Source organism: Mannheimia granulomatis, from assembly GCF_013377255.1.
Taxonomy (GTDB): domain Bacteria; phylum Pseudomonadota; class Gammaproteobacteria; order Enterobacterales; family Pasteurellaceae; genus Mannheimia; species Mannheimia granulomatis.
Genome location: NZ_CP016614.1, coordinates 2100622 through 2113210 on the forward strand (window position 1 = coordinate 2100622; position 12589 = coordinate 2113210).

The 12589-nt window shown below is 41.5% G+C and carries 12 protein-coding genes and 1 pseudogene; 6 read left to right on the plus strand and 7 right to left on the minus strand.

What is annotated here, in order from left to right:
- Nucleotides 1-52 precede the first annotated feature (52 nt).
- Nucleotides 53-670, plus strand: coding sequence for an HI_0552 family protein (locus tag A6B41_RS09940; RefSeq protein ID WP_027073633.1), 618 nt, complete (start codon nt 53-55; stop codon nt 668-670).
- A gap of 55 nt (nt 671-725) precedes the next feature.
- Here A6B41_RS09940 and A6B41_RS09945 read toward each other — a convergent pair whose 3' ends face one another.
- From A6B41_RS09945 to hda, 7 genes are all read right to left on the minus strand, one after another.
- Nucleotides 726-2681: a heme lyase CcmF/NrfE family subunit gene (locus A6B41_RS09945; protein ID WP_027073632.1), complete on the minus strand. Its 1956-nt coding sequence runs from the start codon at nt 2679-2681 to the stop codon at nt 726-728.
- The gene (gene ccmE / locus A6B41_RS09950; protein WP_027073631.1) at nt 2678-3226 is read right to left on the minus strand and encodes a cytochrome c maturation protein CcmE; all 549 of its coding nucleotides are present in this window, start codon (nt 3224-3226) and stop codon (nt 2678-2680) included. Before ccmE ends, A6B41_RS09945 begins: the two co-directional genes overlap by 4 nt.
- A 161-nt stretch (nt 3227-3387) precedes the next feature.
- Entirely contained in the window at nt 3388-3606 is a 219-nt protein-coding gene (ccmD, locus tag A6B41_RS09955; RefSeq protein ID WP_032847175.1) for a heme exporter protein CcmD, read from the minus strand.
- Nucleotides 3607-3630: 24 nt separating this feature from the next.
- Entirely contained in the window at nt 3631-4368 is a 738-nt protein-coding gene (locus A6B41_RS09960) for a heme ABC transporter permease (RefSeq protein WP_027073630.1), read from the minus strand.
- A gap of 67 nt (nt 4369-4435) precedes the next feature.
- The gene (ccmB, locus tag A6B41_RS09965) at nt 4436-5098 is read right to left on the minus strand and encodes a heme exporter protein CcmB (RefSeq protein WP_027073629.1); all 663 of its coding nucleotides are present in this window, start codon (nt 5096-5098) and stop codon (nt 4436-4438) included.
- Nucleotides 5095-5742: a cytochrome c biogenesis heme-transporting ATPase CcmA gene (gene ccmA, locus A6B41_RS09970; protein WP_027073628.1), complete on the minus strand. Its 648-nt coding sequence runs from the start codon at nt 5740-5742 to the stop codon at nt 5095-5097. The genes ccmB and ccmA overlap by 4 nt, the downstream gene beginning before the upstream one ends.
- A gap of 150 nt (nt 5743-5892) precedes the next feature.
- Entirely contained in the window at nt 5893-6603 is a 711-nt protein-coding gene (gene hda / locus A6B41_RS09975) for a DnaA regulatory inactivator Hda (protein WP_027073627.1), read from the minus strand.
- A 262-nt stretch (nt 6604-6865) separates the two neighbouring features.
- Between hda and A6B41_RS09980 the strand changes: the two are divergent.
- From A6B41_RS09980 to A6B41_RS10000, 5 genes and pseudogenes are all read left to right on the plus strand, one after another.
- A pseudogene (locus tag A6B41_RS09980) lies at nt 6866-8465 on the plus strand (ABC transporter substrate-binding protein).
- 97 nt (nt 8466-8562) lie between these two features.
- Nucleotides 8563-9567, plus strand: a complete 1005-nt coding sequence (locus tag A6B41_RS09985) for an ABC transporter permease subunit (RefSeq protein WP_027073626.1) — start codon at nt 8563-8565, stop codon at nt 9565-9567.
- Nucleotides 9568-9669: 102 nt separating this feature from the next.
- The gene (locus A6B41_RS09990; RefSeq protein ID WP_027073625.1) at nt 9670-10560 is read left to right on the plus strand and encodes an ABC transporter permease subunit; all 891 of its coding nucleotides are present in this window, start codon (nt 9670-9672) and stop codon (nt 10558-10560) included.
- 8 nt (nt 10561-10568) lie between these two features.
- A complete protein-coding gene (dppD, locus tag A6B41_RS09995; RefSeq protein ID WP_027073624.1) occupies nt 10569-11570 on the plus strand; it encodes a dipeptide ABC transporter ATP-binding protein in 1002 nt (333 codons plus the stop codon).
- 1 nt (nt 11571) lies between these two features.
- On the plus strand, nt 11572-12585 hold the full coding sequence (locus A6B41_RS10000) for a peptide ABC transporter ATP-binding protein (RefSeq protein ID WP_027073623.1): 1014 nt from the start codon (nt 11572-11574) through the stop codon (nt 12583-12585).
- Nucleotides 12586-12589: the final 4 nt, after the last annotated feature.

Consider the following 12589-nt stretch of genomic DNA (forward strand, 5'->3'; position numbering starts at 1 on the left):
GCATTACTGCCATATTAAGCTTAGATACCGCTTGTTTTTTTAAGGAAAGCTTATGCTCACATCAAAATCTTGCGATTTATTTAATATTCCGTTCTTTCAATTTGCTCAACTGAAAAAATATTGCCCTGAGGAAATTCCGCGTATTAAGGCGGATTATAAAACCCATTGGGAAATTTGGAAAAACTTGCACCTTGAACTCCACCGTCAGTTAGGGCAACCTTTTGGCGAACCGCATATTGAGCGTTGGTGTAACGGCTGGCAAGTGCGAGCGCATTTTTTTGCTTATTATAAATATGAATTTAACAAAAATTCAGCCGCAATTATTTCGGTGATTTTAAACCGCCGCCGTTTGCAAGTGAGCCTTGATTGGCATTGTTATCGGGCAGATCGCTCACAAATTAATGTGCATCAATATAATCAATGGTGGGAAAATTTAGATCGGAAACGCTTTGCCGATTTAGAGATTTGGAACGGCTATGAAAGTGAATATGCTGATTTCCGTCAAGTGAAAACCTTTTCAGAAAACGAATTTGTATTAAAAGATGAGGACGATTTTTGGTGTATCGGGCGGAATTTAGAAAAGGAAGAATTGGATAAAACGGACGTTGTGGAATTTATTTATCAGTCAATTCGGGAGCTTCTGCCACTTTATGAAAAGTGTCATCAATAAAGCCCACGAATAAAACAAAAGGACTAAGCGGATAAGGCTTAGTCCTTTCAATAATTTATGCTGCCACTTCTTTATTTTGCAGACGTAAACGATAGCGTTTGTCCATCATACAGAGTAATCCGCCTAACGCCATAAAGAGGCCGCCAATCCAAATCCAGCGGATAAACGGTTTGTAATACAAACGAACCGCCCAAGAATTATCTTCGAGTTTTTCCCCTAATGCCGCGTAGAGATCACGGGTGAAGCCCCAGTCAATTGCGGCTTCGGTCATTCCCATTTTGCTTACGTTATAAAAACGTTTTTCCGCATTGAGCGTGGCTTCATATTTGCCGTTATGAGTAATTTCAAGCTCGGCTGTGCCGCCTTGATAGTTTGCACCGTCTGTAATTCGAAGACCTTTAAATTCTACTTGGTAATCTAGAATTTCCGCTTTATCGCCCACATTCATTCGCACATCGCGTTCAACACTAAAGTTTTGGCTAAAAGCGATACCAAATACCGTCATCGCTACCCCAAGGTGAGCCAATACCATCCCCCAATGTGAACGAGAAAGTTTGAATAGGCCGCTAAATAACGAATTACGGTGCGTTGCACGTTGCTGTAGCTCATATACACTTAATAGTACGATAAAGACCGACATCATGGTGCCTAGCACAACGCTTACGGTAATCGTATTGCGGAAGAAATACGGCAATGCAAAGCCAAGAATGACCATGACAATCAGGGCAATAATCGTAGGCTTACGAATGGCTGAAATTTGATCTCGACGCCATTTCACAAGCGGTCCGATTCCTAATACAAACGCAAACGGCACCATTAAAATCATAAACATTTGGTCGAAGAACGGTGCACCGATGGAAATTGTGCCTAAGCCAATTTGCTTGTGTATAAGCGGTAATAATGTGCCTAAAAAAACCACCGATAAAAATGCCATCAACAAAATATTATTGATTAACAGCATGGATTCTCTTGAATATCGTTCGTAGTTATCCAAACTTTTAATTTCTGAGCCTTTGAATGCGTAAAGCAGTAACGAGCCACCCACCACTAAAACAAGGTAGGCAAGAATATATAAGCCTCGAGTTGGGTCAGATGCAAAGGCGTGAACGGAAACTAAAATACCTGAACGAACCAAGAAAGTACCGACTAAACAGAGCGAGAAGGCAAGAATTGCCAATAACACCGTCCACGCTTTGAATGTACCGCGTTTTTCGGTCACCGCTAATGAGTGGATTAAGGCGGTACCGGCAATCCAAGGCATTAGAGAAGCATTTTCTACCGGATCCCAGAACCACCAGCCACCCCAACCGAGTTCGTAATATGCCCACCAAGAGCCTAACACGATACCGAGCGTTAAAAACACCCACGCAGCCATTGTCCATGGGCGAGACCATCTTGCCCAAGCGGTATCTAAACGGCCAGTCATTAAGGAAGCAATTGCAAACGCAAAGGCAACAGAGAAGCCCACATAGCCCATATAAAGTAGCGGCGGATGGAAAATTAAGCCCACATCTTGCAACATCGGGTTTAATTCTCTGCCGTCAACCGGGAAATTCGGGAAGGTACGGTCAAACGGATTTGAGGTAAAAATCACAAACACCAAGAAGCCAATGCTGATCATCCCCATCAAGCCTAAGACGCGAGCTACGGCATCTTCCGGCATTTTTTGAGTAAAGGCTGCAACACCAACAGACCAAAGAGAAAGTAGCCATACCCATAATAACAGTGAACCTTCGTGTGCACCCCACACTGCAGACAAGCGATACTGTAAAGGTAAACTACTATTTGAATTATTTACCACATACTGTACAGTAAAGTCGTTTACTGCAAACAGATAGAATAGCGAACCAAAGGAGAGAGTAAGCGATAAAAACATCGCCCAAGTCATTGGTCTGGCTAAGGCAATTAGGGTACTATTTTGTTTTTCAGCACCCCAAATCGGTAAAATTGCTAATAAAACCGACATTGCCAGTGATAACGCTAATGCATAATTGCCTAATTCTGCAATCATTTAGCTTCCCCTTGCATAGGTACTTTTTGAGCTTCTTCTTTCATTCGACGATCAGTTTCCGACTCGCCTTTTAAATCTTGTTCTGAAACGCCCACAGCATTGTGCTGAGCTTTCATTTTATCACCTAGCTCTGGCGGCATATAATTTTCATCATGTTTTGCCAATACTTCAGTCGCTTTTAAACGTTTTGGTTCAACCAGCACACCTTGCGCAACAATGCCTTGCCCCTCACGGAATAAATCCGGCAGAATACCTTCATACTCAACGGTAATCGATGGCCCGATATCTTCTAAATCAAATACGACTTTTAAGGTTTTATCGTCACGTTTTACGCTATCTTCCACTACCATTCCGCCCACACGAATACGCTGCCCGACTTCAGGTTTTTTATTCGGATCATCATTTTTACCATTGACTATTTCCGATGGCGTATAAAACAGATCAATATTTTGACTTAATGCATAAAGCGTTAAGCCTGCTGCAACAGAAAGACCAAGTAATACAGAAACCACTACTTTCAATCTTGATTTTCGTCTTGGATTCATAGTAACCACCTTCAAAAAATAAATACTGCAAAAAAACTCAAAAAACAAACCACGACTAAGCATAACAAAAAGCCATAAAGGATTCTTGCCATTTAGAGGAAGTTTTGCGATTTCTCAAATCAAATACCCACAAAGGAGTATGCAGATAAAATTGCAAAATTTTACTGTTTTTTAACCGCTTGTGATTCGAAATGCTTGCCGGCTCTTTCCTCTCTCGCCAATTCTTTTTTCGCTTGCGCTAAAATAGCTTTATATTCTCTACGGCTTAAGCAAATCAATCCCCCCATTGCGATAAAGCTCACGCCATAAGAAAGCCATACATAGAAACCGTAACCACCCATAGCGAAAAAATCGCTGATTGATTCAAATTGGAATATCATTTTTATCTCTCCTACTTTTCTTTCTTATGCTGCTTTTGCTAACTGCTTTACCCAAGGACGGTTACGATCATCTTTTAATAATGCGATACGATAACGCCAAATGCTAAACCATGCAGTGAAAATGAGGCTGCCAAAAATCGCTAATAGTAATGGAATCAGCATTTCAACCGCCATAGACGGTTTATCAAATTTAGTAATGGTTGCCCCTTGGTGCAAGGTGTTCCACCATTCCACCGAGAAGTGGATAATCGGCAAGTTAATCACACCAACTACCGATAACACACCGGCGGCTTTTGCCCCGGTTTGCCTGTCTTGGAAGGCAGAATAAAGTGCCATCACGCCAATATACAGAAAGAATAGCACTAAAGCTGAAGTCAGTCGTGCATCCCACACCCACCAAGTTCCCCACATTGGTTTACCCCAAATCGCCCCTGTTGCAAGGGAAATAAAAGCAAATACTAAACCGATAGGAGCCATTGAAATCATTGCTAAATTTGCTTGGCGAATCTGCCACACTAAGGCAACTAAGCCTGCCACTGCCATTGAACCATAAACACCCATTGACCAAATCGCTGCCGGCACGTGAATAAATATGATACGGTAGCTATCTCCTTGTTGGTAATCTTTCGGCGCATAGGCAAGCCCCCACACAAAAGCCACTGCTAACATAATTAAACTTAGCCAGCCTAAAAAGGGCTGAACTTTCCCCAGCAAATGGTACTGTGTTTCAGATTTTGCATAAGGGTGTAACCATTTCCACATAGAAAAACTCCGTAATAAATGAAATGTTTATTTACTTATTTTTGTATAAAAACTACTTCTTACAAATCTAATTCAAACTAATCCTTAATGCCCCGGCAATAGCAAAAGGCGAAAAGGTTAAGGTAATCGCTAAAATAGCCCCAAGAATTGCAAGTTGTCCGCTGTAGCCCATATTCAAAGTTGCTGCTTCAAGCACTGCTGCGGCAAAAATTAATACCGGTAAAAAAAGCGGTAAAATCAAGAGACTTAATAAAGTCCCACCTTTGCGTAAGCCTACTGTTAAGGCAACCCCAATCGCACCTAAGCAACTTAAAATCGGAGTCCCCAGTAATAACGTAAGCACCAATGCCCACCAAAGATGGGTTTCAAGTGACAACAAAATTGCCGCAATGGGAGAAAGTAAAATTAACGGCAAACCGGTCAATATCCAGTGAGCAATAACTTTTGCCAACGCCACTTGCGGTAAACCAAGCGGTAATAACATAAGCTGTTCAAGTGAGCCATCTAAATAATCATCCCGAAATAAGCGTTCAAACGAAAGCAATGCGGAAAGCAATGCAGCTACCCATGCAATACCACCGGCAATTTTCCCAAGTAACTCGGGGTTCGGCCCCATTAAAATCGGGAATACGGTAATCACCATTAAAAAAAACCAAAGCGGATTTAAAATTTCCGATGGTTTACGAAAGGCGATAGTCAATTCTCGCTGAATAATATTAATTAAAATCATACCTTAAATTGATCTAATGAAATAATCCGCACTTTGCCACTTTCTGCACTTTGATGGCTGGTGAAAATCACCAATCCGCCCTGCTCACAATGTTGTTCAATATGAGCAATCAAATCCGCCACTCCTTTTTTATCAATAGCGGTAAACGGCTCATCTAAAATCCAAAGTTTCGCCTGTGTAAGCCATAATTTAGCCAATGCAACCCGCCGTTGTTGCCCTGCAGATAAATGTGAACAAGGCAGATCTTCACGCCCGATAAGAGATACCTTTTCTAAAGCTGTCCAAATTGCCTCATCATCTTGCGGTAGTTGTTGTATTTTTTGGAAAAAACGTAAGTTTTCCCAAGGCGTTAATTCCGGTTTTACCCCCGAATGGTGGCCTAAATAAAACAGCTCGGCATAGTACTGTTCACGCTGTTTGCAAATAGCAACATCATTCCAAAACACCTCACCTGCGGCAGGTAACGAAAGTCCGGCCAAAATACGTAACAAGCTGGTTTTACCAATGCCGTTATGCCCTTCAATCTGTACCCAATCACCACTATTAACCGTTAAATTACAGCCTTCGAATAAAAGGGTTTCACCACGTTCACAAGCGATATTTTCCAACTTAAGTTGATATTGATATGTAGTAGTCTGACTCATCATAAAGTGGAAGTGTGCTATATAAAAATTTAACCGCAGTGTAACATAAGAGAAAAAATTAACGTAGTTGGCAAACTACTACTTTAGAGGTAACAAGCGGTCAATTTTGAAAAAACTTTTGCAAATTTTGATAAGAATCAAACCGCTTGTTTATAGTGAAAGGACTTCTTTGACAAAAGGAATAGTTAATTTTCGCTGAGCTTGCAAAGAAGCGTGATCTAACTTCTCCAATACCTTTGAAAGCTCCTGTAAATCAGTACCTAATTTTTTCAGCAGAAAATGTGTGATTTCATCGGATAATTCCACTCCCTTTTGATGTGCATTAGACTGCAAAATATGGCATTTTTGCTCATAAGTTAAATCAGGCAGTGGATAAACTTCCCCCCAAGTTAAACGCGAGCGTAAATCGGGTAATTTAATGTTTAATTGATGCGGCGGGCAATCAGCACTAATTAACAGCAATGTTTTCCTTCCCTCATTAAACAATCCCTGCTGCTCACGAATTTGATTAAATAAATTGAAAATGGCCAGCTCCCACTCTTCATCACCTGCAATTGCTTGAATATCATCCAGACAAATCACATTTAAGAGTTCTGCATTATCTAATACTAATGGCGAGAAATAATGTGCTTTTTTTAAAGGAATATAACTGGAGGTTTGTTGATTTAGCAGAAAGTGGTTGCTTACCGCTTTTAACAAATGACTTTTCCCACAACTTCTACCACCCCAAATATAGAAAAACGGTTGTTGAACATCCGTAAAATTCCTTTTGAGCGATTCAAGCAGCACTTCACTATTTTCTGCGTAAAAATTATCAAAAGTATCTTCATCAATTTGATGAATCGGTAGAGGTAGTTGCAAAAATCTTCCTTAAATCTAAATATAAAAAAGCCGTTTTAGAATAACGGAAAAGCCTTATTTTTTAAAGCAGAAAATCACACTTTCCGTAATCATTCCGCTTTTTGACCTCGTGGATTTGGATAACGTTCAACCATTTTTTGTTAAAAAAAGATTGCAGTTCCTCTTAAAAATTGTATATTCAAAAACACTGTCTTATATAAACTTAAATAAGTCGCAGTCAATTGTAATAAAAATAATTAAAACCCCTCATTAAGGAGTGAAGATGAAACACATCACCAAACTATCGCTAATGACATTAGCATTGACTTCAACAACCGCACTAGCAGCACCAAAAACCTTTGTTTACTGTATGGAGGCTTCTCCTGCGTTTTTTAATCCTCAATTTGCTACAGACGGTGCAAGCCTTGATGCTTCAGGTCAAGCAATTTTCAATCGTTTAACTGATTTTGAACCGGGTTCAACTAACGTGATCCCAAGCCTTGCGGAAAAATGGGAAGTGTCTGAAGATAGCAAAACTTACACCTTTCATTTACGTAAAGGAGTGAAATTCCATTCAAACAAAGAGTTTAAACCAACTCGCGATTTCAATGCCGATGATGTTTTGTTCTCATTTAATCGTCAGTTAGATCCAAATCACCCTTACCACAAAGTATCAGGCGGTAACTATGAATACTTTATCGGGATGGATATGCAAAATATCATTGATAAAGTGGAGAAAGTGGACGACTACACGGTTAAAATCAGCTTAAAAGTACCAAATGCGCCATTCTTAGCTAACCTTGGGATGGACTTTGCATCTATTTTATCTGCGGAATATGCAGATAAAATGCTAGCAGCCAAAACACCGGAGAAAGTGGATAACGCGCCAATCGGCACCGGTCCGTTTGAATTTGTCAGTTATCAAAAAGACTCTGCCGTGCGTTATAAAGCCTTCGAACAGTATTGGCAAGGCAAAGCGGCTATTGACCGTTTAGTCTTCTCAATTACTCCTGATGATTCGGTACGTATGGCTAAGTTACAGAAAAACGAATGCCAAGCAGCGCCTTATCCAAACCCTGCTGACTTAGAAACCTTGAAGAAAGATGAAAACATTAATTTAATGTCCCAGCCGGGCTTAAACGTGGGTTATTTGAGTTTTAACGTCCAAAAAGCACCGCTTGATAATGTAAAAGTTCGCCAAGCATTAAGCCATGCAATTAATAAAGATGCGATTTTAGAATCGGTCTATCAAGGCTCCGGGCAAAAAGCGAAGAACCCGATTCCGCCAACAATGTGGAGCTATAATGATGATATTTCAGGATTACGACTACAACCCTGAAAAAGCAAAAGCATTATTAGCAGAAGCCGGTTTTGCTAACGGTTTTGAAACAGATATTTGGGCTATGCCGGTATCTCGACCGTATAACCCAAATGCTCGTCGTATGGCGGAATTAATCCAAGAAGACTGGAAAAAAGTCGGTGTTAACGCTAAAATCGTCAGCTACGAATGGGGCGAATACCTAAAACGTATGCGTAATGGCGAACACCAAACCGGTATGATTGGATGGAATGGCGATAACGGAGACCCAGACAACTTCTTAAATACTTTATTAAGCTGTTCTGCGGTTGAACAAGGCTCAAATTATGCAAAATTCTGCCATCCTGAATTCAACAAATTAATTACTGATGCAATTCAAGTGACAGACAAAGCACAACGTGCTGAGCTTTACAAAAAAGCACAAGTCATCTTTAAAGAGCAAGCACCTTGGGTAACGGTTGCTCACTCAACCACTTACTTCCCTGTTCGTAAAGAAGTAAGCGGTTATAAATTAAGCCCATTTAGCTTACATAATTTCTATGGTGTAGATTTAGTAACTAAATAATTTTTAGGTAGGTCGGGCAGCTTTGCCCGACATTTCTTTTTCTACCTAACGACAAGCGGTTACTTTTCCGCAAAAATTTGCAAACTAAAAATTACCTATGTTTCAATTTATTCTTAAACGTTTATTCATGGTTATCCCAACCTTTATTGCGATAACTTTAATTACTTTTGCCCTAGTGCATTTAATCCCCGGAGACCCAATTGAGATCCGAATGGGAGAACGCGGGGTCGATCCTGTCGTTCACGCACAAATGATGGCCCAACTTGGGCTAGACCAGCCATTGCCTCAGCAATATTTTAACTACATTAAAAGCGTATTGCAGGGCGATTTGGGTACATCATTCCGCAACAACGAGCCCGTGCTTAAAGAATTTTTTACCCTGTTTCCCGCCACAGTAGAACTGGCATTTTTTGCCTTACTTTGGTCGTTGATTTTCGGTATCTTTCTCGGTGTAATTGCTGCAGTTAAAAAAGAGTCTTGGATTTCACATACGGTTACAACTCTTTCTTTAACAGGCTACTCAATGCCGATTTTCTGGTGGGGGCTGATTCTGATCATTTATATATCTACCCCTCTGGGATTACCTGCATCCGGGCGTTTACCGTCTGAATACTGGATTGAAGCTGAAACAGGGTTTATGCTGATTGACACTTGGAATTCTGACGAACCCGGCGCATTTTTAGCGGCAATTAAATCCCTCATTTTACCCGCTATTGTACTAGGCACAATTCCGCTGGCGGTTATCACCCGTATGACTCGTTCCTCCATGCTGGAAGTTCTGGGCGAAGATTATATCCGCACAGCTAAAGCGAAAGGCTTGAATACCACTCGTATTGTAGTTGTACACGCACTGCGAAACGCCTTAATTCCGGTGGTAACGGTAGTCGGCTTGATTGTCGGACAGCTTTTATCAGGAGCCGTTTTAACCGAGAATATTTTCTCTTGGCCGGGCATCGGCAAATGGATTATTGATGCGATTAACGCTCGTGACTACCCTGTGCTACAAGGCTCTGTCCTTATTATTGCCACCATTATTATTTTAGTGAATTTAGCGGTAGATTTACTCTACGGCATTGTAAACCCAAGAATCCGCCATTCATAACACACTACAAGCGGTTAAATTTAGGCTTAAATTTGCAAAATTTTTCAAAAAAACAACCGCTTGTTCTATGATTTTGAGGATTTTTTTATTTTGGAGTGATAAATGTCTTCAATCACATTATCCGCACCTAAACCAAAAACACCATTACAGGAGTTTTGGTACTACTTCTGTCGAAATAGAGGTGCATTAATCGGACTCGCTTTTATTGCGATTGTCTTTTTTGCTTGTGTATTCGCCCAATGGGTAGCCCCTTTCGACCCTATTGAGCAAAACCGTAATGCCTTATTACTACCACCTGCTTGGGTAGATGGTGGCAATGCGGCTCACCTGTTAGGTACAGATGATATCGGGCGTGATATTCTTTCCCGTATTATTTATGGTGCCAGATTATCTGTCTTTATCGGCTTAATTATTGTCGTGATGTCTTGTGTATTAGGCGTGATTTTAGGTTTACTGGCAGGTTACTATGGCGGCATGCTGGATATTATCATTATGCGATTGGTTGATATTATGCTTGCTATCCCAAGCCTGTTATTAACTATCGGTGTGGTTACTATTCTGGGACCGTCACTGATGAATGCCGCTATTGCAATTGCGATAGTGTCAATTCCAAGCTATGTGCGTTTAACTCGTGCATCCGTATTAAGCGAAAAAAATCGCGATTATGTAACTGCTTCCCGTGTTGCGGGCGCAAGCGTATTCCGCCTAATGTTTGTGGTTATTTTACCAAACTGCTTAGCCCCGCTGATTGTACAAATGACAATGGGGATCTCAAACGCTATTTTAGAACTGGCGGCACTTGGTTTCTTAGGTATTGGAGCTCAACCACCAACACCTGAGCTTGGCACCATGCTTGCCGAATCTCGCGGCTTTATGCAGTCGGCAAACTGGCTGGTAACCATTCCGGGGTTAGCAATTTTATCGTTAGTATTAGCCTTTAACTTGATGGGTGATGGCTTGCGTGATGCGCTTGATCCAAAATTGAAACAGTAGGAGAGCAAATGGCATTATTAGAAGTAAACGAACTCTCCGTTCATTTCGGAGACAAACATGCCCCTTTTAAGGCTGTTGACCGCGTAAGCTATGAAGTAAATGAAGGTGAAGTATTAGGCATTGTGGGTGAATCAGGTTCCGGAAAATCCGTCAGCTCACTTGCAATTATGGGGTTAATTGATTTCCCCGGTCGAGTTATGGCGAAGAACCTCAAATTTAACGGCAATGACTTATTGGCATTAAATCCAAAAGAAAAACAGCAAATTGTCGGTGCTGATGTATCAATGATTTTCCAAGATGCCATGACAAGCCTTAATCCAAGTTATACCGTCGGTTTCCAAATTATGGAAGCGTTGAAAGTGCATCAAGGTGGCTCGAAAACAAACCGTAGGGCAAGAACAATTGAGTTATTGACCATGGTTGGCATCCCTGATCCGGAATCTCGTTTAGAGGTTTACCCTCACCAATTATCAGGCGGGATGAGCCAACGTGTGATGATCGCAATGGCAATTGCTTGTAACCCGAAACTGCTGATCGCTGATGAACCAACCACCGCATTAGATGTAACGATTCAAGCTCAGATCATCGATCTTCTGCTTGAATTACAACGCAAAGAAAATATGGCACTGATTCTCATCACCCACGATTTAGCCTTAGTGGCAGAATCAGCACACCGCATTATCGTGATGTATGCGGGACAAGTTGTGGAAGAAGGTAAAGCTGCGGAGATTTTCAATTCTCCTCTGCATCCTTATACGCAAGCCTTACTCAAAGCCTTGCCTGAATTTGCCGAAGGGAAATCCCGATTACAATCACTGCCCGGTGTAGTTCCCGGTAAATATGACCGCCCTCAAGGCTGTCTACTGAATCCACGTTGTCCGTATGCCACGGATAAATGCCGAACAACTGAGCCGGAATTACGCATCCTTAATGGCCGCCAGGTGAAGTGCCACTCGCCATTAACATTAGCAGGCACACCACTTGCCTTTGAACAACATCTGAGAGGTTAACATGGGCGATTTGCAAAAAAATGATAAAAACACACCGCTTCTCGATGCGATCAATTTGAAAAAATACTACCCTGTCAAAAAAGGGATGTTTGCCAAACCTAAAACCGTCAAAGCGGTGGATGGCGTGTCATTCACACTTGAGCGTGGTAAAACATTAGCTATTGTAGGCGAATCCGGCTGTGGTAAATCAACGCTGGGGCGAATGCTCACAATGATTGAAAGCCCAACTGAAGGGGAATTGTTCTATAAAGGACAAAATTTCTTGGTAGATGATAAAGAGACTGCACAACTACGTCGTAAAAAAATTCAAATTGTGTTCCAAAATCCGTATAGCTCGCTCAATCCTCGTAAAAAGGTTGGGGCGATTTTAGAAGAACCACTCCTGATTAATACGGATTTATCCGCCAAAGAACGTAAAGCACGTGTGTTGGAAATGATGGCAAAGGTAGGTTTAAAGCCGGAATTTTATGACCGTTATCCACATATGTTCTCCGGCGGGCAACGTCAGCGTATCGCCATTGCCCGTGGCTTAATGCTACAACCTGATATTGTGGTTGCTGATGAGCCGGTTTCCGCCCTAGATGTGTCTGTACGAGCTCAAGTGCTAAATTTAATGATGGATCTACAGGAGGAAATGGGGCTGTCTTATGTCTTTATTTCCCATGATTTATCGGTAGTGGAACATATTGCCGATGAAGTGATGGTGATGTATTTAGGTCGTTGTGTCGAACAAGGAGAGACGAAAACGATTTTTAACAATCCGCGCCACCCTTATACGCAAGCGCTGCTTTCAGCCACACCACGCTTAAATCCGGAACAACGCCGTGAACGTATTAAGCTTACCGGTGAGCTACCAAGCCCATTAAATCCACCAAAAGGCTGTGCCTTCAATGCTCGCTGCCGCTTTGCAACCGATTTATGTCGAACAAGCCAGCCGGAATTGAAAACCTATAAAGACGGTTCTCGCATTGCTTGTTTTGTGGTGGAGGAAAACCATCATACCGGATTAGTATAGTTGT

Bases quoted from the DNA above. Each gene is read 5' to 3' on its own strand.
- A6B41_RS09940 (WP_027073633.1), top strand. From the start codon at position 53: ATGCTCACATCAAAATCTTGCGATTTATTTAATATTCCGTTCTTTCAA.
- A6B41_RS09945 (WP_027073632.1), bottom strand. From the start codon at position 2,681: ATGATTGCAGAATTAGGCAATTATGCATTAGCGTTATCACTGGCAATG.
- ccmE (WP_027073631.1), bottom strand. From the start codon at position 3,226: ATGAATCCAAGACGAAAATCAAGATTGAAAGTAGTGGTTTCTGTATTA.
- ccmD (WP_032847175.1), bottom strand. From the start codon at position 3,606: ATGATATTCCAATTTGAATCAATCAGCGATTTTTTCGCTATGGGTGGT.
- A6B41_RS09960 (WP_027073630.1), bottom strand. From the start codon at position 4,368: ATGTGGAAATGGTTACACCCTTATGCAAAATCTGAAACACAGTACCAT.
- ccmB (WP_027073629.1), bottom strand. From the start codon at position 5,098: ATGATTTTAATTAATATTATTCAGCGAGAATTGACTATCGCCTTTCGT.
- ccmA (WP_027073628.1), bottom strand. From the start codon at position 5,742: ATGAGTCAGACTACTACATATCAATATCAACTTAAGTTGGAAAATATC.
- A6B41_RS09985 (WP_027073626.1), top strand. From the start codon at position 8,563: ATGTTTCAATTTATTCTTAAACGTTTATTCATGGTTATCCCAACCTTT.
- A6B41_RS09990 (WP_027073625.1), top strand. From the start codon at position 9,670: ATGTCTTCAATCACATTATCCGCACCTAAACCAAAAACACCATTACAG.
- dppD (WP_027073624.1), top strand. From the start codon at position 10,569: ATGGCATTATTAGAAGTAAACGAACTCTCCGTTCATTTCGGAGACAAA.
- A6B41_RS10000 (WP_027073623.1), top strand. From the start codon at position 11,572: ATGGGCGATTTGCAAAAAAATGATAAAAACACACCGCTTCTCGATGCG.